Consider the following 19,730-nt stretch of genomic DNA (forward strand, 5'->3'; position numbering starts at 1 on the left):
AAACTTCTGGAGATCGGGGCGGGCACCAGCGAAGTTCGCAAGATCATCATCGCCGAAGAACTTTTGCGCGCCTGAGGGAGGACCCAGCCATGACCAAGCAATTACGCAACGATATCGACCTTCCGACACATTTCATGACGGATGAACAGCAGGCACTGGCCGATCAGGCCGGCAAGTTTTTCATGTCCGAGTTCCATCATCTGAACGCGGAAATGGACGACACCGACGATCTGCCCGCCTCGGTTTTCCCCAAGTTGGGCGAGATGGGCTACCTTGGCCTCAATGTGCCGCCGGAATTTGGCGGTGCCGGTCTCGATTTTACATCGGCCTGCATCATCACCGAACAGATGTCGCGGGCGTCGGCCGCCATCGGATTGACCCATGTCGCGCATGACAACCTGTGCGTCAACAACATCTACCGCAACGCCAATGACGAGTTGCGCCGCAAGTATTTGCCGGGGCTGTGCAACGGCACGCTGATCGGGGCTTTGGGCCTGACCGAACCCGGTGCGGGGTCGGATGCGCTTGGCTCGATGCGCACGACGGCGAAGAAGGATGGCGACGATTACATCCTGAACGGGGCCAAGATCTATATCACCAACGGGCCGATTGCCGATGTGGTGCTGGTCTATGCCAAAACCTCGCCCGAGAAGGGCGCCAAGGGCATTTCTGCCTTTATCGTGGAAACCGATACGCCCGGCTTTAAAGTGGCGCAAAAGCTCAACAAGATGGGCTTTCGCGGCTCGCCCACCGGCGAGTTGGTGTTCGAAGATTGCCGTGTGCCGGCCAAGAACATGGTTGGCAAATTGGACGGCGGTGTTGCGGTCACGATGTCGGGGCTGGATCTTGAACGCGCGATCGTTTGCTTCAATGCCTTGGGTATTGCGCAACGGGCGTTGGATATTTCCATCGATTACGCCAAGACGCGCCAGCAGTTCGGCAAACCGATCGCCAGTTTCCAGATGGTGCAGGCGATGTTGGCCGATATGTATACCCGCCTTGAAGCGGCGCGCAGCCTGTCCCTGAAAACTGTTGCCATGTGCGAGGGTCTGGAAGAGGGCGAAGGCGGACGCGGCGAGATTCACAAACTGACCGCCGCCGCGATTTTCAAGGCCGCCGAGGTCACATCATTCGTGCTCGACAAGGCTGTCCAGATCCACGGCGGCTCTGGCTATATGCGCGATACCGAAGTGAACCGGCTTTACCGGACGGGCCGCGTGCTTGAGGTGGGCGCGGGTACCCAAGAGGTGCGCAAGCTGATCATCGCTGGCGAACTTTTGAAAGGCTGAGGGGGAAACACATGACTGAGAATAAAGCACCGCGTTACGCGCCGGATCTGATGGCCGGCCAAGTGGCTCTTGTCACCGGATCGGGTTCCGGGATGGGGCGGGCAACCGCGCTTGAGATGGCCGCTTGCGGGGCCAAATTGGCGCTGTTTGCGCGCCGTGAAGAGCCATTGGAAGAAACCGCTGAAATGATTCGCGCGGCGGGGGGCGAGGCATTTGTCGTGCCCGGAGATACCCGCGACGAGGACAGCATCGAAGTCGCAATGGGCCGCATCAAGGACCATTACGGACGGCTTGATGTTTTGGTGAATAACGCCGGAGGCCAATATATCGCCGCCGCGCGCGACATCACCAACAAGGGTTTCGAGGCGGTGATTCGCAACAACCTGATCGGATCATGGCAAATGACCCGCGCCGCAGCGGATCATTTCATGTATGAAAATGGTGGCTCGGTTGTGTTTGTCACCGCGATTTCCGCGCGCACGGCCCTCACCGGCTTTACCCATACGGTTGCCGCCCGCGCCGGTGTGACCGGCATGATGAAAACGCTGGCCGCTGAATGGGGCGAATATGGCATTCGTCTGAACTGCGTCGCACCGGGGACGATCAAGACCGAGGCGCTTGGCCGCTATCCGATTCCGCCTGAGCAGTGGAAAAAGCTGAACCGTTCGGTCCTGAACCGGATGGGCGCGGCCGAGGATATCGCGGGTACGATTATTTTCCTCGCCTCGAAGTTGGGCAATTTCGTCACCGGCGAAGATATTTATATCGATGGCGGAGAAACCTTGCACATGGGTCATGATGCCCGCGATATGATCAATCCCGAGATGTTTGACAATCGTGAACGCGGAGACGGAAAAGATGAGTAAGCCTTGTGTCCTTCTGGACGTCAAAGACCGCATCGCCACAGTGACGTTGAACGATCCGGAGCGCCGCAACCCGATCACCGGCAACGATATGATCGAGGCGCTTTTGGAAACCTTTGCCAAGGTGCAGGCCGACCCCGAGGTCAGCGTCATGATCCTGACAGGGGCCGGTTCGGCATTCTGTGCCGGCGGTGACATCAAGGAAATGAACGACCCCGACAGCGTGTTCCGCAAGGAACCTCTCGCTGCGGCGCAAAGTTATGTCGACGGTGTGCAACGCCTTCCACAGGCGATCTATAATCTCGACATCCCGACCATCGCGGCCGTTAACGGCGCGGCGGTTGGCGCAGGGTGCGATTTGACGATGATGTGCGATATGCGCATTGCATCGGAAAAGGCAAAGTTCGGTGAGGTATTCTTGAACCTCGGAATTATTCCGGGCGATGCGGGCAGCTGGTTCCTATTGCGCCGTCTGGGCCATCAACTGGCCGCCGATTTGACCTTTTCGGGCCGTATGGTCGAGGCCAAAGAGGCTTTGGACATCGGCATGGTGCTTGAGGTTGTGCCGCATGATACGTTGTTGGATCGGGCCCGCGAACGCGCGGCCGTGATCGCGGCGAAACCACCGCGTGCGGTGCGTGTAGCCAAACGCCTGATGCGCAATGCCGAACGGATGGATCTGCCGGACTTCCTGAATTCCGCAGCGGCCTATCAGGCCCTGATGCATCAGACCGAAGACCACCACGAGGCGATCTCTGCGTTTATCGAAAAACGAAAACCCAATTTTACTGGGCGCTAAGGAAAGAACGTATGGCTGAAATCAGCAAAGAGAAGATGGAGCAGATCGCGCAGATGTGGAATGCGCGTGGCAAAGGGTTGATCACCCATATGGCGCTCGAAATCGAAGAGGTCTCGAGTGACGGCGTGCGGGTTCGGATGCCATTCAATCCGGACTTTTGTGTCGATACGGATCAAACCCTGCTGCATGGTGGCATCCTGACGGCCCTTCTGGACAGTGTTTTCGGTTTGGCAAATTTTGTGGCCATCGAGGGCGTCAGCACCATGGCGACCCTCGACCTCAGGGTTGACTACCTGCGTGCGGCCCGTTCGCGCGCGGATGTCATTGTGAACGCGCATTGCTTCCGGCAAACCCGCCATATTGCCTTCAATGCCGGCAGCATCTGGTTCGATGGCCATGAGGATGCGGAAATCGCCCGCGGCACGGCCTCGTTTGCATTGACGCGCGGGGACGTCAGCCTGTTTGAAGCGATGACAAAAGGAAAAGCCTCGTGATTGATTTGGAAACTGTAAACGCCAACGCATCCCGAGTGCCGTTCTTCCGGTTTCTCAACTTCGAAGTTCAGAGCTTGGACAGCCTCCATGCCGAAGCGGAGATGACCTTTGAAGAACGTCATATCGGCAATCCGGTCATGGATCACTACCACGGCGGAATCATCGCGAGCTTTATGGAAGCAACGGCGGCTATCGCTGTCCATCCTGATTTCAGCGAAGCGCCGGCCAAGCCGATCAATCTTACGGTGGATTATTTGAGACCTGGCGTGAAGGGCCCACTCTTTGCCCGTGCAAATGTGACCCGCAAGGGTAAGCGGATCGCAAGCGTCAGCGTGATCACCTGGCAAACAGACCGGGATAAACCTGTCGCAGAGGGATTGTATCACTTCCTATTGGTGTGATTGTGAAAGGGGCTGCGGTTAACGCGCCCCTTTTTCTTCTTCTGAGAAGGCGATGTTTTCCCTGTCGCAAATGCCCTCGAGAAGCAATTTGATGAGCATGCCGGAGAATTCGGACAAAGACAGATACCCATCTACGCCTGCCTTGTCCGAATCAAACCATTCCACCGTCCAATTCAACGCGCCGAGCATCACCTGCCGCAACGGGACAATTTTAATGTCCGATCTAATCGCATCATCTTCTTGTGCGTCGCGCAAGATTTTATCCCAGAGCCTGCCGTATTGATGCCGGATGCCCCTATGCCGCTCCCTGAGTTGATTGGGGAGCATGCCATAGCTTCGGATGTTCGCGGAGGTGAACTCGCTTGCCTTGAACAGAAAATGCAAATGGGTCCAGATCGCAGTCGCGATCCGGGCATGGTGATCATATGGCGGCTGGAACTCGTCGGCTGCGGCGCTGACGCCAGAAAGCAGATCGCTCAACCCGGCGTTCAGAACCTCGTCGACGATCGCTTCCTTGGATTTGAAATGGTAATAGACGCTGCCCGCTTTCATATCGGCATCGTCTGCGATCTGACGCAACGTCGTGGCCTTGTATCCGTTGTCTCGCAGAACACGCGCCGCAGCTTTCAGGATTTCCGCACGGGTTTTTGCCGCCTTGCCCGAGGTTTCAACAGCTCTGAACATAATATCACTGGGCATCTTCCGCCCGGCGGTGTCGGCGCTTCGTTGTGAACACATTCCGTCAAGGATGAGCGTGCTCATACGTTCCGCAAGGAGGTTCACCGGATATCGGTTCACGTCATACCATTCGACCGTCCAATTCATCGCGCTGAGCACGAATTGCCGAATGGCCGAAACAGAAATATCCTTTCTCAAAAGGCCGTCACGCTTGGCCTCTTCGAGAAAATCGCTCCAGACCTGCGCGTAAGAGGCGCGCAACTCACGGTGCGGAGCACGTGCTTCATCCGACAACATCGGGTAGTTTCGGATATTGGCCGAGGTATAGTCGCTGGTGGTCAAAAGGTAGGTCAAATGTGTTTCAATGAGCTGCGAGAAGGTTTCCCGAAACCCGATGGATTGATCTTGCGCGGAACGGACGATTTCACTGACGCTCTCGTAGAGCTCGCGAACACCGATATCGAGCACCTCACTCAGAATCTGGTCCTTCGATTCAAAATGATAATAGATGCTTCCGGCTTCAATGCCGGATTCTTGCGCGATGTCGCGCATTGTCGTCGCGTAATAGCCTTCATGCCGAAAAAGCCGAGCGGCCGCAGCAAGAATGCCCTCGCGTGTCCTTTCGGACTTGCTTAGATCGTCGACGATTTTATTAACCACATCATACTGTTCTACCATTCTGTGTCGATACTTGTCAGCGGCAAGGCTGTCCATTGCAATAAATCTAACAACTGTTAGAATACACCAAAGAACCATCGAATCAAGTTCTTTGCTACGATTTTAATGCAAGAGGAGGACCTTCATATGCGAGGGCTGAGTGGAAAACGGGTAATCGTGACAGGCGGCGGCAGCGGCATTGGTCGCGCGGTTTGCGAACGGTTTGGACAAGAGGGCGCTGAAGTCGCTGTCTTCGATATGAATGAAAAAGGCGCGCAAGAAACAGCGCAGCTGATTCAGGACGCCGGTGGGAAAGCCACGGCTTATAAGGCGGATATCACTGACCGCGCTGAAGTCGATAAAGCGGTTGCTGCCTTCGAAGCGGGCGGTCCGATCGACGTGCTGGTGAACAACGCGGGTTGGGACGTGATTAAACCGTTCCTCGATACCGATGCCGATCTTTGGAAGAAAGTCATCGACATCAACCTCTATGGCCCGCTGAACATGCATCATGCGGTGCTTCCGGGCATGGTCAAGAACGGTGGCGGCCGCGTGGTCAACATCGCGTCGGACGCTGGTCGCGTTGGATCCTCGGGCGAGGCAGTCTATTCGGCTTGCAAAGGCGGGATCATCTCCTTCACCAAAACTGTGGCGCGGGAACTGGCGCGCAAAGGCATTCAATTGAATGCTGTTGCCCCCGGCCCGACCGACACGCCGCTGTTTGCCCAAGTTGCCGAAGGCGAAGCCGGTCAAAAAATCGCGGAGGGTCTCAAGCGGGCCATCCCGATGAAACGTCTGGCGCAGCCGGCCGATTATCCCGGCGCCATTTGCTTCCTGTCGTCCGACGACGCCGGTTTTATCACCGGTCAGGTGATTTCGGTCTCTGGTGGTCTGTCGATGCACGGTTGACCGTTGGCGGCGGCCGCGTCTGTCACAGGGCACGGCCGCCAAGCCATATTCAAGAGGGTTACCTCCCAAACTGGCCGCGCCAACGGCGCGGCCCTTTTTGCGTTGAAGAAAGATAAAACATGTTTCAGCCAGCTTCTGACATTCAGCGTTCAAGCACACTTACAGCCTTCCTGAAGGAGTGCGGTGCGGACAGCTATGAGGACCTCGCCCGCCGGGCCAATGATGAGCCGGACTGGTTCTGGGATCGGGTTATCGACTACGCCGGCATACGGTTCTCCCGCCCCTACACCAAGCTACGAGATATGTCCGATGGGCCAGAATCGATCAAATGGGCCGTTGGCGGCGCTTTGAACCTCACGGAAACCTGCCTTGACGCCCGTATCGAGGACGGACTTGGCGACAAAATCGCAATCGACTGGGTCGGCGAGGACGGAAGCCGCCGCAGCTGGACCTATACCGAGCTTGCCAATGAGGCCGCGCGCGTTGCCTCGGCACTGTCCCGCCGCGGGGTAAAACCCGGTCAAGCGGTGGGCATTTACATGCCGATGATCCCCGAGATTCAAGCCGCGCTTTTGGGAATTGCCCGTTTGGGTGCCGTGGCGGTGCCGCTGTTTTCGGGGTTTGCACCGCATGCCATCATCAGCCGTCTTAACGATGCCGAAGCCGTGGCGGTCCTGACCGCAGATGCGTCGCCGCGTCGGGGCACGCCCGTCTGGATGGAGGCCAAACTGGCCGAAGCCCTCGAAGAAGTGCCCTCGACCCATACCGTCATCAGCCTGCGCCGCTTTGATGGCGCGGTGGCCGATCCGGCCCGTGATCTCGATTGGAACGAGACCGTCGGAACGGCCGATCCGGCCTATCCCGCGCATCCGGTAGAGGCGGACGCGCCGCTGCTCATTGCCTATACCTCTGGGACCACCGGACGCCCCAAGGGCGTGGTGCACACCCATCTTGGCGTGCAGGCCAAGGCCACATCCGATTTCCTGTTGGGGCTCGACATGAAGCGCGACGACCGGCATCTGTGGATGACCGATATGGGTTGGGTCATGGGGCCGCTGACGATTTTGTCGGTGCTATTGTCGGGGGCGACCTTGGTTCTGGCCGAGGGCGCGCCATCGATGCCCGGCGATCCGTTTCGGCTTTTGCGTCTCGCGTCAGAAATGAAGGTCACACATATGGGCGTTGCGCCGACCTTGGTGCGGCAATTCATGACGCAAAATCGCGCGCCGCTGTCAGGTTATGATCTGTCGCCGTTGCGCATCGTCGCCTCGACCGGCGAGCCTTGGACCGACGACGCATGGCTTTGGCAGCTTGACCATATCTGCCGCCGCCGTGCGGTGCCGTTGAACATTTCCGGCGGGACCGAACTTTTTGGCGCGATCCTGACGTCGACCGTGCTGCATGAGATCAAACCCGGCGGGTTTTCTGCGCAGGCGCTGGGTGTCGGGGCCAAGGTGCTGCGCGAGGACGGCAGCGAAGCCGCCCTTGGCGAGGTCGGCGAATTGGTCGTGACCCAACCGCCCATGGGGTTGACGCCGGCCATCTGGGGCGACCGCGAGCGGTATTTGGAAACCTATTGGTCCACCTTCCCGGGCATGTGGCGGCACGGCGATTGGGTGCGCTGCGACCCGGACGGCACATGGTATATTTTGGGGCGCTCCGACGACACGTTGAACATCGCCGGCAAACGCATCGGCCCGCCCGAGATCGAGGCCGCCCTGACTGAAACCGGCAAAGTGGTGGACGCCGCCGCCATCGCGGCGCCCGACGATATCAAGGGCGTGGCCGTGGTGTGCGTCTGCGTGGTGGCACCGGGGGTGACCCCCGATGATGCCCTTGTCGAACTGCTCAAAAATCAGGTGGGCGAGATCGTCTCGAAACCCTTCCGCCCGCGCGAGATTTATTTTGTCGAGGGATTGCCCAAGACCCGCAGCATGAAAACCATGCGCCGGATCGTGCGCGCGGCCTTCCTTGATGAAGACCTCGGTGACCTGTCATCCGTCAACAATCCCGAAACCATCCCGCCCATTGCGGCGCTCAGAAAGGAAAAGCCATGATCACAGTCTTTGGAGCCACCGGAACCACCGGCGCACCGCTTGTTGAGACCCTTCTGGCCAAGGGTGCGGACGTGCGCGCCGTGACCAGCGATCCTGCCAAGATTGGCGGGCTGAAGGCCAAAGGATGCGAGGCCGTCACCGCGAGCTTCACCGACCTTGCCGCGCTGGAACAGGCCTGTGCCGGAGCCGAAAAGATCTATCTGGTGACGCCTGCGCATCTGGATATGCGTCAGTGGAAGGCCAATGCGATCGCGGCGGCCAAGGCCGCAGGTGTGAAACATGTGGTTCTGGCCACCGGACTTGGCGCATCGCCCAAGGCGGGGCTGACCTTTGGCAAATGGCATTCCGAAAGTCAGGAATTGCTAAAGGAAAGCGGCCTTGACTGGACCTTTGTGCAGCCGACTTATTTCATTCAAAACCTGATGTGGCAGGCCGGTAGTATTGCAAAGAATGGGGTGTATTACGACGATCTGGGCGGACCTGTGTCGTGGATCGACGCCCGTGATATCGCCGATGTCGCCGCCGAGGCGCTGACCGGCGCGGATCACGCGGGCAAGGGCTATGGCGTGACCGGCCCCGAAGCGCTGACCGGCGACGAGATCGCTGCGGTTCTGTCCGACGTGACCGGGCGGTCCATCACCTCGGCGACCCTATCCGCCGATGAGGCCAAGGCGGCCATGGTCGCGGGCGGAATGCAGGATGAAGTCGCCTCCGCGATGGTGGAACTGGCCTCGATCGCGCCCAAGGGATACCTCGGAGGCATTGAAACCACGGTCAGTGATGTGCTCGGACGTCCGGCGCGCAGCTTCCGCGATTTTGTCACCGAGAATCGGGACGCCTTCGTTCAGTGACCAGACGGCTGCGCCGCTCGATTTTGAGCTAACACGCTCCGCAGGTGTGGCGGCGCAGCTGGATCAGATTCTCCTGCGCGGCGGTGGACGCGGGCGGTGCGCCGCCATCTTTTCTGTGAGGTCCGGCAGGGCCGGTGACGGCAATTTGCCTGTGTCGCGCGCCCTACCCTGTCGCGGCCCGCGCAGTTTCCACCGCCCCTTCTGTTGCCCGGGATGGCAGCGGACGCGCAGGATGTAATCCAACACCGGCGTGCCAAGGTGGTTCGGCCGCCCAGTGCGCCGTGTTTTCAGGGGGGCCAGCTGTCTTTTGGGCTTTTGTTTCGGCTTCGCACTGCAATGATGGGCCAAGGTAGGCCGTCACGGATCAATAGGGCGAAGTGAGAGCACGCGGTGGTGCAATGTGGCCCGATAAAATGATGATGGGCACGGCCGACATGCGCGGCATGGCGTCCGGATCGGGAAGATGCGGACCTCATTCCCTTCAAGATCTGCGACGGGGCCTATCCGCGCATTGAAAGGCCCCGTTAATTCGAGAGGTCTGAAACGCGTATCAGGCCGCGCGTTTTAAGCGCGGCTCATGCTTTTCGATCAACTCCGCATGCAAGCTCTGGATCGCAGGTTTCAACGCGTCCTGGTCAAGAACAAACTGCACATCGACACTTCGTGGACCTTGGCTGGCGCCCACCACTTCGAGACCTGCCTCCTCCAGCGCCCGCAGTCCGCGCAACAACACAGATAGGGACGTCAGGTCGCGGCCAATCGCTGAGACCATGGCCAACCGGCGCGTGGTGATATCGGCCGAAGGATAATGCGTCGTGAGATCTTTTTCGATCCGGCGCATGTTTTTGAGCGAGGTGTCGAGATAATGCGTGATGGTGTTGGCGTTCGACACCTTTGACACGATCGGGACATTGTGGCGCTTCAGGACCTCGAGGATCGTGGCGTCATAGCCTTTCACTCCGACCATGTCCTGTTCAAACACCTCAAGTGTCACGATTTCAAGACCCGTGATGATTTCGACACCCGGTTCCTCAGCGGGTTGATCGTCGATCAGCGTGCCCGGATCCTCTGGCTCGAACGCGTTGGTGACGCGCAGCGGGACTTTGGCCTGACGCAATACTTTTGCGGCTTTGGGGTGGATTGCTTCCATCCCCATGTTCGACAGTTGGTCGGCGACGTCGTAATTTGTCCGGCCGAGCTTGCGAACCGTTCCTTCCCCAACCAACTTTGGATCGCAGGACGACAAATGGAATTCCTTGTGGATGATCGCCTCGCGGGCGCCAGTCTGCGCCGCCAGCCGCGAAAACGTCACCTCGGAATAACCCCGGTCATATTCCCCCATCAACCCTTCGGCGCATTGCGCATAGCCGGTCACGATCGGCATCTCGGTGCTTGGATCCACGCCCTCGAAGGCCTTGGCGATTCTTTCGTTCAAGGTCACGTCGCCCTCGTCGCGCCAGCCCGACAGATCGACGAACCGCGCATTCACGCCCGCACGTTGCAGCAACAGCATGCTGACGAAAGCCGAATGCGCCTCGCCCAGCCCCGAGAGCAGTTCGCGGGTCTGGCCCATGTGCTCTGCCAGACGGAAATGGCCGTATGAGCACAGCCGCTGCAGGTCAATCAGACAGCCACGCGCGCCGTGCAGGCGTTCATCGACAAAGGCATCTGCCTGCTGAAGGTCTGCGGAATGGCTGAGAATGCGGCCATGCGCTTTTTTCATGGCTTCGGCCACAGAGTCGAGCTGATCGTGCCAACCATGGTTGGTATCGTCATTGGCGAAATAGGCATAGACCCCCGGCGCACCGGTTTTCTTGTGCTCCAGAAGAAGATCCGTGATGCCGCCAAATGCCGACACCACAAACACGCGCCCGTACAGGTCAGCCCCTTCGCGGCCCCCGATGAAGAGGGTATCGCGCAGTTCATCCAGACGGGACATTGATGTCCCGCCGATTTTCTCAACTGTGTGGCTCATATCAGGCCTCGTCGGCGGCTGCGTAAGACCCGTCTTCGCGGTGCACTTCGGTGCCGGTGACGGGCGGATTAAAGCAGCAGGCCATGACCAGTTCTTCCTCTGCGCGCAGGATATGGCGGTCATGATCGTTCAGCGCATACATCACCCCCGGCACAATCTTGTGGGTTTCGCCGGTGGCGAGGTCGGTGATCGACCCCTTGCCCTGCATGCAATAGACGCTCTCAAAGTGGTTCTTGTATTCGAACGTGTGTTCGGACCCCGCATCCAGCGTCGTGATGTGAAAGGAAAATCCCATTCCGTCATCCGCCAGCAGCAACCGCACCGAGGTCCAGCTTGCATCCGAAACCACGCGATCAGGTTCGTTTTCGACAATTTTGTTAAAGTCTCTGACAATCATGTCTTTTACTCCGCAGCTATATTGGTCGTTTCGGTCAGCGTCTCACGCGCAGCTTCGAGCAGGATGTCAAAGCCCTGGCCAAAGGTTTCAGGTGACGTTGTCAGTGGTGCAAGCACTTTGACGACCTGATCTTCGTTGCCAGAGGTTTCTATCACCAGTCCCTTCTCATAGGCGCGCGCGCAAATGTCGCCTGCCAACTTGCCCGAGCCGACATCGACCCCCTGCATCAGGCCGCGGCCCTTGAGTTTGGCACCGGGGATGAGCGCCGCCAGATCGGACAGCGCATCGTGGATCAGATCGGACTTTTGTGTCAGCTCGTTCTGGAACGTCTCGTCGGCCCAGAATTTTTCGATCGCGACGCGTGCGGTGACAAAGGCGTGAGTGTTGCCGCGAAACGTGCCGTTGTGCTCGGCCGGCTCAAAGACATCATATTCTGGCCGCACCAGCACCAAGGCCATCGGCAGGCCAAATCCCGAAAGTGATTTCGCCATGGTCACGATGTCCGGGGTCACGCCCATCTCCTCGAAGGAAAAGAACGTCCCGCAACGGCCACAGCCGGCCTGAATATCGTCGATGATCAACAGGGCCCCATGCTTTTTGGCCAGTTTGGCGATGCGCCGGACCCATTCGGGACGGGCGACGTTCAGCCCGCCTTCGCCCTGCACGGTTTCAAGGATGATTGCTGCGGGCGCGTCGAGCCCGCTGGAGCGGTCATCAAGCATGGCCTCCAGATAATCCGCCGTGTCCGACTGACCTGCGATATATCCGTCATAGGGCATGCGTGTCACGCCATTGAGCATCATGCCCGCGCCCCCCCGGTGGTAGGAATTGCCGGTCGCGGCCAAGGCCCCTGCCGTGACACCGTGAAACCCGTTGGTAAAGGCGATGATGTTGGTGCGCCCGGTGACCTTTCGTGCGATCTTCATCGCCGCTTCGACGGCGTTGGCCCCGGTGGGGCCGGTGAACATCACCCGATGGTCCATGTCACGGGGGGCCAGAATGTGCCGTTCGAAGGCGGCGAGAAAGCTTCCTTTGGCCCCGGTGTGGAGATCAAGACCATGTGCGATGCCGTCGCCCGCGATATGGTCGATCAGCGCCGCCTTCATATCCGGGTCGTTATGGCCATAGTTCAGCGATGAACATCCGGCAAGGAAATCGATCCAGCTGCGCCCGTCGGCGTCTTTCAGTTCCGAGCCGCTGGCACTTTGAAACATTGCGGGCATACCGCGGCAATAAGAGCGCACGGCGCTTTCGCGGCGATCAAAGATAGTAGAGAAGTCGATCATATCCGAAGTCATGAAACGTCCTATTTGGTTTATTACGGGGAAAATGGTTCAGGCCGCGCGGGCCATCGCCTCTGGGGCGGGCAGCGTGACTGTCACCATGTGTTCGGTATCGTGGAGCCCTTCGAAATGCGCTTCACATTCGAAGTGCGGTGCATCAGTGAGTTCGCCGCCGATATCTCGGGCCAGACTGCGAAACAGCGACCATGATGCGTCGTTGTCTTTGGTGATCGTGGTCTTGAGATGCGTCGCCGCATCGCAAGCGTCGCGTTCGATCAGCTCGCGCAGCATGGCGCGGCCAAGTCCGAGGCCGCGTGCCTTGGGGCTGACCGCCACTTGCCAGACGAAAAGCTCATCGCGCGCGGGAATCATGTGTCCCGATATCCAGCCAACGATCTCGCCATCCATTTCGGCGACGACACAGGTGTCGCGGAAATGGTCGGCCTGAACCAGATTGCAGTACATCGAATTTTCGTCGAGCGGCTTGCAGGCTTTTACCAGCGCCCAGATGTCGGCTCCATCCGTCGTATCGGGTTTGCGCAGATGCGGCATCTGCGTTGCGGAGTTTTCGATATCTTTCGGCATGGGTCTAACCTCTCGTTTATTAGCTAAGCTAAGTAGTGCGCGATGGTTGGAACGTCAACCCGAACCCCAAAATACCCGAATAGGCGGTGCGCCACAGTCATAATTCATGCAAAATGCCTGTGGTGAATGCTTTTTGCCTCATGGGACGAGGTGAGCCACTACTTCGACAGTGCTAATCATTTCAATTGAATTCTTAGGCCGTAAGGGGTTCACATGCGGCGTGAGCCGCACCTGCTCTGGGCAAGTAAACACCTGCCATAGGATCGGAAGGGGGTCGCGCAGTCGCGTCGATGGTGAAATGTCATGCGTGATCTTAGCCGCTGCGGGCAGGCTTTATTCTTGGCCTTTGCGTTCGCATGACCGGTGGCCATTTAGGGCTTTGCCATGTCTGCTTCGCCACGCCTATTGCCGCAGATCACCGGCATCCAGCACTGGCGCGGCGTCAAGCTCTTCAGCATCCAGCATCGTGGCGACGCGCTCCAGTGATGCAAGCAGCATTGCCTGTTCCCACTGCTCCATTTCCTTGAAGCGGCGCACATAGCGTTGTTGCAGCGGGTCCGGCGCATTTTCAATCGTGCGGCGGCCATGTTCGGTAATGATGATATTGGTTTGCCGGCGATCGGCTTGCGATTTTTCACGCATGACCATCCCTTGCGCCACCAGCTTGTCGACAAGGGCCGTGATTGTGGCCTGGCTCACCCGCATCCGGGTGGAGATTGCCTTGCCTGTGGTCTGACCCGTTTCGGCCACAACTTGCAGCACGCGGAACTGGACCGCAGTCAAGCCTGCCGACTGCGCCAACTCCCGCCCGAACATCTCGGTCGTGCGCAGAATGCGGCGCAGAGCGACAAGGCTGCTGTCAATTCGATCCATGGAGGCCATCCTTGTAGTGCATCAAGAATATTTGGCAGGATTATCGCCATGCATCAAGCGAATTCACCAGCATAAGTTTCGTTTTGCTAATTACTAAATGGCTGCCCTTGGCGTAATTGACGCGCATCAAGTACTATTTTCGCGGGAATTGAGGCTTTTTGGTATTTGTAATACTTAGAGCGACAAAGCAAATGTGGGTGACGGGGTCATCAGGGTGTGTCTGTCTCGTTGTTGTCCTTTGCACGGCAGCTTTGTTTATCTGGCACGCGCAAACAGCCACCCCGTCAATTGACGAACGGTTTTGATGTGTCGCCGATGTGGTGGAGCGGGGCAGAATTCAAACCATTTGCGAAATGCGCGCTTAGGTTTTCACGCACAGGACAGCAAATTGGTCGTGATGGCGGCCGAAACGCGAATTGGGCGGTGTGGCGCTGCTGAATGGCGGGCGCTTGCGCCAAAAGCGCTCCGGCCGCCGCGCGCTCGGGCGGCCGGAACATGTATTGCAAAACCGGATCAGCGGCTGGCGACTTCGGCCAACCGTTGGCCATAGGCGCGCGCCGTATCCAGATCGCCGCCTGTCGGATACTCCTCGGGGGAGCTGTCAGAGGGGGCAATCGCCAGAAGGCCAGAATACCCGCCCGTCCAGTTCAGCTTTTCCGGGCCGTCGGCCTTGGTGTTCGCTGGCATCAAGCCAACGCCGCACCAGAGCTGACCATGTTGCTGCGACAATGTAATGAACTGCTGGATGGTCGAAAACTTGTCGCCATTGACTGTAGCCGAGGTGGTAAAGCCGCCGCCGATCTTGTCCTTCCAGTTTTGCGTAAACCAAGGCTTCGAGCTGGCATCGGCGAATTTTTTGAACTGCCATGCGGGGCCGCCCATATAGGTCGGACTGCCGTAGACGATCGCATCGGCCGCATCGAGCGCCGCCCATGCTGCCTCGTTCAGCTCTCCGTCTTCGGACAGTTTCAGCAATTCGACCTCGGTGCCCTCGACACCCTTGGCCCCTTCGGCAACGGCCTTGGCTTGCACTTCTGTGTGGCCATATCCGCTGTAATAGACAATCGCGACTTTCGTCATGGTTCGGTACACCTTTTGCTTGAATCCTAATGGCTCCGACCTAGGAAGGTTGGCTCCCGAATGAAAGCGGATTGTGTTTTCGATCCAAAGCCGCAGCCGGTTGCTCCAACTGTAGAGGATTTCCAACATTTCACGTAAGTGATTGTAATGTTATGAAAATATAGATACGTTAGATGTTCACCCAAGGGCCTGTGAGCGCAGCCGCACAACCATTGTGCGCCGACTGCGTCATGGGTTGCGCGGTTTTTCATCGGCGGCCAGATCCCAAACGCCTGCCGGTCGACCTTGCGAAGGGTCCATAGCGGCGACCCGTGAAGCGGACTGAAGTGAATTCACGCGGTCGCATCTTGCAGAGATCACCGCCTGTTGCGCGGCACAAGCCACCCACCGCGCGATATGCCGGTGGGTGGCTCGGTCAGCCTCGCATCCTCTCTTGCTTTGGCAGCTCAGAGGCTTTGCGCCAGCCGAACGCCTTCATCAATGGCGCGCAACGCGTCAAGTTCCGCAGCTTCCTTTGCGCCGCCAATCATGGTGACGGTAGCCCCGCGGGCTGTGAGATCCTCTGCCAAAGCGCGCTCCGGCTCCTGACCGGTGCAAAGCACGATGGTGTCTGCAGCAATGGTCTTTGGCGCGCCATCTACCATGATATGCAGGCCTGCGTCATCGATCCGGTCATAGACCACGCCGCCCAAGGCTTCGACCCCGTGTTTGCGCAGCGCGTTCCGCAAGATCCATCCCGTCGAAACGCCAAGCCCCGTGCCCGGTTTTGAGGCCTTGCGTTGAAGCATGACAACCTTGCGGCGCGATGGCTTCGGCGCCAACGGATCACCCGCAAGCGCACCCGATGTCGCAAATTTCGGGTCCACGCCCCAGGTATCACAGAACGCGTCGGTGTTATGAGCTTCGGCCGGTTCGGTCACAAGGAATTCGGCCACGTCATGGCCAATGCCCCCTGCCCCCATCACCGCGACGGTTTCGCCTGCGGCGCGGGCGCCGGAGAGGATCTCGGCGTAGGTCGCGACGCTGGGATGGTCGACGCCCAGCAGGTCGGGAATACGCGGCGTGACTCCGGTGGAAATAACCACATGGTCAAAACCGTTGAGATCGTCCAACCCGGCGCGCTGTCCAAGGCGCAGTTTGACACCGTGCTTTTGCAACTGGCCGCTATAATAGCGCAGGGTCTCGTTAAATTCATCCTTGCCCGGTGCTGCTTGCGCCAAATTCAACTGACCGCCCAGCTTGTCTTGCGCCTCGAACAGGGTAACGTCGTGGCCCAGTCTTGCGGCCTCGGAGGCCGTGGCCATGCCTGCGGCGCCGCCGCCAACAACGGCTACCGTCTTGGGTGATTCGGTTGGTGTGTCGCGAAATTCGGTTTCGCGCCCCGCGCGTGGGTTGACCAGACAGCCGACCGGTCGGTCCGAGAAGATGAAATCCAGACAAGCCTGATTGCAGGCGATACAGGTGTTGATCTCGTCGGCGTGGCCTTCGCGCGCTTTTTTGACGAAATGCGGATCGGCCAGAAAGGGACGCGCCATCGAGATCATATCCGCCTCGCCAGAGGTCAGAATGTCTTCGGCAAGCTCGGGGGTGTTGATTCGGTTGGAGGCGACCACCGGAATTGAGACCGCCGCTTTTACGTTTGCCGCCGCCTTGCGCCATGCGCCGCGCGGAACCGGATAGGCAATGGTCGGCACGCGTGCCTCGTGCCACCCGATACCGGTGTTGAGGATATCCGCGCCTGCGGCCTCGATCTTGCGCGCCAAGTCGGCGATTTCATCGGCGGGCGCGCCGCCCTCGACCAGATCGGCGGCCGAAATCCGGTAAATAACAAGGAAACCGGGCCCGCAACGTTCGCGCACCGCGCGCACGATCTCGACCGGAAAGCGGTGGCGATTCTCGGCGCTGCCACCCCATTCGTCTTCGCGTTTGTTGGTGTGGGGGACGGTGAATTCGTTAATCAGATAGCCCTCGGAGCCCATGATTTCGACGCCATCGAATCCTGCGGCCTGTGCATTGGCGGCAGATTTGGCGAAATCCTCGATGGTGCGGCGAATATCGGCATCGGTCATTTCACGCGGAACATAGCGGTTGATCGGCGCGCGAATCGGGCTGGGGGCGACGCAGCCTTCGATCTTTGCATAGCGCCCGGCATGAAGAAGCTGTGCGCAAAGCAGGCTGCCTTCGGCTTGGACCGCTTCGCAGATCGGGCGCAGGTTTTCCGCCTCCTTTGGATCGTCGATCCGCGGGCCTTCGGGGTCGAATATCCCTTCAGCATTGGGCGAAAATCCGCCCGTGACCAGAATAGCCGCCTCGCCCCGTGCCCGTTCGGCATAAAAGGCGATCTGTTTGGCAATACCATCAGGTTCGGTTTCCAACCGGGTGTGCATCGACCCCATAATAACGCGATTGCGCAACATATGTTGACCCGCACGGATCGGTGACAGCATGGTGTCGAAGTTGTCTTTCTGCGAATTTTTCATTTTGGTCCTCCTCGTCAAAACATCTCTTGAAGTGTATTCTAACATTTGTTAGATTTTAGGGAAGAAGATATTTTTCGGTCATGGGGAGGAGCACCGATGCAATTCCAAGCAACAGAAGATCAAAAGGCGTTTCGCGAGACAGCGAAACGATTCGCAACAGAGAAGTTGGCGTCGAGCTATTTGGAGCGCGCAAGCGGCCACACATTCGATCGCGCGCTGATCAAGGAGATGGGCGCACTGGGTCTCATCGGGGCAGATTTGCCCGAAGAGTTCGGCGGGATGGGGCAAAGCTCTGTCACCTCGGGGCTGATTGTCGAAGAGATCGCTTATGCCGATTTCAACGCCAGCTACGTGCAGCTTTTGGGCTCGCTCATGGGCGGCATGGTCGCCAAACACGCGTCTAAAGAGATTGCAATGGAATGGGTGCCCAAGGTTGTGTCCGGCGAGGCCGTGATTGGTTTGGGCCTGACCGAACCGCGTGGCGGGTCGGATGCGGCGAACCTGATTTTGAAAGCCGAGAAATCCGGCAACGGTTGGGTTCTGAACGGCGAGAAAACGTCCATGAGCTTTGCCAGCCAAGCCGATGCGGCGGTGGTTTTTGCCCGCACCGGCGATCCGGACGGCGGCGCACGCGGCGTGAGCGCCTTTTTTGTCGACCTGAACCAAGAGGGCATCAAGCGCACCCATTTCGACGACATCGGCACCAAGCCTGTCGGACGCGGGTCTGTGTTCTTTGACGATGTCTTCGTGCCGGCTGAAAATATGATGGCCGAACAGGACCGCGCCTTTGGCACGATCATGGCGGGCTTCGATTATTCCCGCGCGTTGATCGGGCTGGAATGCTTGGGCGCGGCGCAAGCGTCGGTAGATGAAACTTGGGCCTATGTTCAGGAACGCGAGGCGTTCGGCGCCCCCATCGTGCAATACCAAGGCGTCAGCTTCCCGCTGGCCGAGGCGGAAACGCAACTGACCATGATGCGTCAGCTTTGCTATTACACGCTGGATCTGCGTGATCGCGGCATGCCGCACACGTCACAAGCGGCGATGTGCAAATGGTATTTGCCCAAAACCGCCTGCGAGATCCTGCACCAATGCCTGATCCTGCACGGGCACTATGGCTATACCACTGATTTGCCGCATCATCAGCGTTACAACGACGTTCTTGGCCTGCAAATCGGCGACGGCACCGCACAGATCCAGAAACTTGTGATCGCGCGTGAAAAAGTCGGCCGGATGGCGCTGCAATACGACAAAAAGGCGAAGGGAGCATCGAAATGAGCGACCCCGTAGTCGCCAGCATCGAAGGTGCCACCGGCATCATTGATCTGGCCCGCCCTGAGAAATTCAATTGCCTGTCACTTGACGTGCATGAACGCATCACTGCCGCGCGTGCGGAATTCGAGGCAAACCCGGACATCCGGGCGATCCTCATCCGTGCGCAGGGCAAGCATTTTTGCACCGGTGCCGATTTGACGGAAGTGAAAGGTAAATTGAACGATCCCGCCGCGCTGGATCATTTCATTGCTTTTGGCATGGAAAACCTGCGTGCGCTCGAAACCTCCTCCCTCCCTGTCGTCGTGGCCGTGCAGGGTTTGTGTCTGGCCGGTGGGATCGAACTTATGTTGGCATGCGATGTGTGCTTTGCTGCCGAAAGCGCCCAGTTTGGCGATCAACACGCGCAATTCGGTTTGATCCCCGGTTGGGGCGGATCGCAGCGGCTCACCCGGTTGATGGGTCAGCGCCGCGCGCTTGATCTGATGTTCTCGGCGCGCTGGCTCGAGGCCGGAGAGGCCAAAGAGGCCGGTCTGGTCAATTATATCGTGCCGGATGCGGACTTGCATGAGGCCGCGCTGGAATATTGCCAGAAAATCGCGACCCGCTCGCGTCCCGGTATCGCCGAGATGAAGCGTTTGGCGCGCGAAGGTGCCGATCTTGGCATCGATCAGCAAATGCGGCTCGAGCGCGACGCAGCTGTGCGCGCTTTGCCGAGTGATGACGTCGCCGAAGGCCTTAATGCTTTCGAGAATCGGCGCAAACCTGAATTCAAGGGCTAAGGAAG

General features: G+C 58.7%; 18 protein-coding genes. 10 read left to right on the forward strand and 8 right to left on the reverse strand.

All coding sequences use genetic code 11. From position 1 onward, the window contains the following. Positions 1-89: 89 nt before the first annotated feature. The 5 genes from DI396_RS12780 to DI396_RS12800 are packed head-to-tail and all read left to right on the forward strand — an operon-like array spanning position 90 to position 3,846. Positions 90-1,289, forward strand: a complete 1,200-nt coding sequence (locus DI396_RS12780; protein WP_110796622.1) for an acyl-CoA dehydrogenase family protein — start codon at positions 90-92, stop codon at positions 1,287-1,289. 11 nt (positions 1,290-1,300) lie between these two features. Then, a complete protein-coding gene (locus DI396_RS12785; protein ID WP_110796623.1) occupies positions 1,301-2,155 on the forward strand; it encodes an SDR family NAD(P)-dependent oxidoreductase in 855 nt (284 codons plus the stop codon). Next, positions 2,148-2,951, forward strand: a complete 804-nt coding sequence (locus DI396_RS12790; RefSeq protein WP_027238543.1) for an enoyl-CoA hydratase-related protein — start codon at positions 2,148-2,150, stop codon at positions 2,949-2,951. The genes DI396_RS12785 and DI396_RS12790 overlap by 8 nt, the downstream gene beginning before the upstream one ends. An 11-nt stretch (positions 2,952-2,962) precedes the next feature. Beyond that, positions 2,963-3,445, forward strand: coding sequence for a PaaI family thioesterase (locus tag DI396_RS12795; RefSeq protein ID WP_110796624.1), 483 nt, complete (start codon positions 2,963-2,965; stop codon positions 3,443-3,445). After that, positions 3,442-3,846 (forward strand): PaaI family thioesterase, encoded by a 405-nt coding sequence (locus tag DI396_RS12800; RefSeq protein WP_235851866.1) that lies wholly within the window; start codon positions 3,442-3,444, stop codon positions 3,844-3,846. Before DI396_RS12795 ends, DI396_RS12800 begins: the two co-directional genes overlap by 4 nt. 18 nt (positions 3,847-3,864) lie before the next feature. On the opposite strand, the gene DI396_RS12805 is transcribed toward DI396_RS12800, so the two are convergent. Then, the gene (locus DI396_RS12805) at positions 3,865-5,238 is read right to left on the reverse strand and encodes a TetR family transcriptional regulator (protein WP_110796625.1); all 1,374 of its coding nucleotides are present in this window, start codon (positions 5,236-5,238) and stop codon (positions 3,865-3,867) included. A gap of 90 nt (positions 5,239-5,328) precedes the next feature. On the opposite strand from DI396_RS12805, the gene DI396_RS12810 reads away from it, so the two are divergent. From DI396_RS12810 to DI396_RS12820, 3 genes are all read left to right on the forward strand, one after another. Next, a complete protein-coding gene (locus tag DI396_RS12810; protein WP_027238539.1) occupies positions 5,329-6,090 on the forward strand; it encodes a glucose 1-dehydrogenase in 762 nt (253 codons plus the stop codon). 119 nt (positions 6,091-6,209) lie between these two features. Next, a complete protein-coding gene (locus DI396_RS12815; RefSeq protein ID WP_110796626.1) occupies positions 6,210-8,147 on the forward strand; it encodes an AMP-binding protein in 1,938 nt (645 codons plus the stop codon). Beyond that, positions 8,144-8,998: an NAD(P)H-binding protein gene (locus DI396_RS12820; RefSeq protein WP_110796627.1), complete on the forward strand. Its 855-nt coding sequence runs from the start codon at positions 8,144-8,146 to the stop codon at positions 8,996-8,998. The genes DI396_RS12815 and DI396_RS12820 overlap by 4 nt, the downstream gene beginning before the upstream one ends. 550 nt (positions 8,999-9,548) lie before the next feature. On the opposite strand, the gene DI396_RS12825 is transcribed toward DI396_RS12820, so the two are convergent. The 7 genes from DI396_RS12825 to DI396_RS12855 all read right to left on the reverse strand — a co-directional run bounded on the left by DI396_RS12825 (position 9,549) and on the right by DI396_RS12855 (position 17,671). Continuing rightward, positions 9,549-10,973, reverse strand: coding sequence for an aspartate kinase (locus DI396_RS12825; protein ID WP_110796628.1), 1,425 nt, complete (start codon positions 10,971-10,973; stop codon positions 9,549-9,551). Between the two features lies 1 nt (position 10,974). Next, positions 10,975-11,370 carry an ectoine synthase gene (locus DI396_RS12830; protein ID WP_110796629.1) on the reverse strand — a complete coding sequence of 132 codons (396 nt, stop codon included), beginning with the start codon at positions 11,368-11,370 and terminating at the stop codon, positions 10,975-10,977. A gap of 5 nt (positions 11,371-11,375) precedes the next feature. Next, positions 11,376-12,668: a diaminobutyrate--2-oxoglutarate transaminase gene (gene ectB, locus DI396_RS12835; protein WP_110796630.1), complete on the reverse strand. Its 1,293-nt coding sequence runs from the start codon at positions 12,666-12,668 to the stop codon at positions 11,376-11,378. Positions 12,669-12,704: 36 nt separating this feature from the next. Continuing rightward, positions 12,705-13,238 carry a diaminobutyrate acetyltransferase gene (ectA, locus tag DI396_RS12840; protein ID WP_110796631.1) on the reverse strand — a complete coding sequence of 178 codons (534 nt, stop codon included), beginning with the start codon at positions 13,236-13,238 and terminating at the stop codon, positions 12,705-12,707. Positions 13,239-13,640: 402 nt separating this feature from the next. Next, a complete protein-coding gene (locus tag DI396_RS12845) occupies positions 13,641-14,111 on the reverse strand; it encodes a MarR family winged helix-turn-helix transcriptional regulator (RefSeq protein ID WP_027238532.1) in 471 nt (156 codons plus the stop codon). Between the two features lie 513 nt (positions 14,112-14,624). After that, entirely contained in the window at positions 14,625-15,191 is a 567-nt protein-coding gene (locus DI396_RS12850) for a flavodoxin family protein (RefSeq protein WP_027238531.1), read from the reverse strand. A gap of 446 nt (positions 15,192-15,637) precedes the next feature. Next, entirely contained in the window at positions 15,638-17,671 is a 2,034-nt protein-coding gene (locus DI396_RS12855; RefSeq protein WP_204362854.1) for an FAD-dependent oxidoreductase, read from the reverse strand. Positions 17,672-17,767: 96 nt separating this feature from the next. On the opposite strand from DI396_RS12855, the gene DI396_RS12860 reads away from it, so the two are divergent. Together DI396_RS12860 and DI396_RS12865 are read left to right on the forward strand one after the other, a co-directional pair. Beyond that, positions 17,768-18,949, forward strand: coding sequence for an acyl-CoA dehydrogenase family protein (locus DI396_RS12860; RefSeq protein ID WP_027238529.1), 1,182 nt, complete (start codon positions 17,768-17,770; stop codon positions 18,947-18,949). Continuing rightward, positions 18,946-19,725 (forward strand): enoyl-CoA hydratase/isomerase family protein, encoded by a 780-nt coding sequence (locus DI396_RS12865; protein ID WP_027238528.1) that lies wholly within the window; start codon positions 18,946-18,948, stop codon positions 19,723-19,725. Before DI396_RS12860 ends, DI396_RS12865 begins: the two co-directional genes overlap by 4 nt. The last annotated feature ends 5 nt before the right edge of the window (positions 19,726-19,730 follow it).

It is taken from the genome of Litorivita pollutaquae (genome assembly GCF_003205515.1).
Lineage (GTDB): Bacteria > Pseudomonadota > Alphaproteobacteria > Rhodobacterales > Rhodobacteraceae > Litorivita > Litorivita pollutaquae.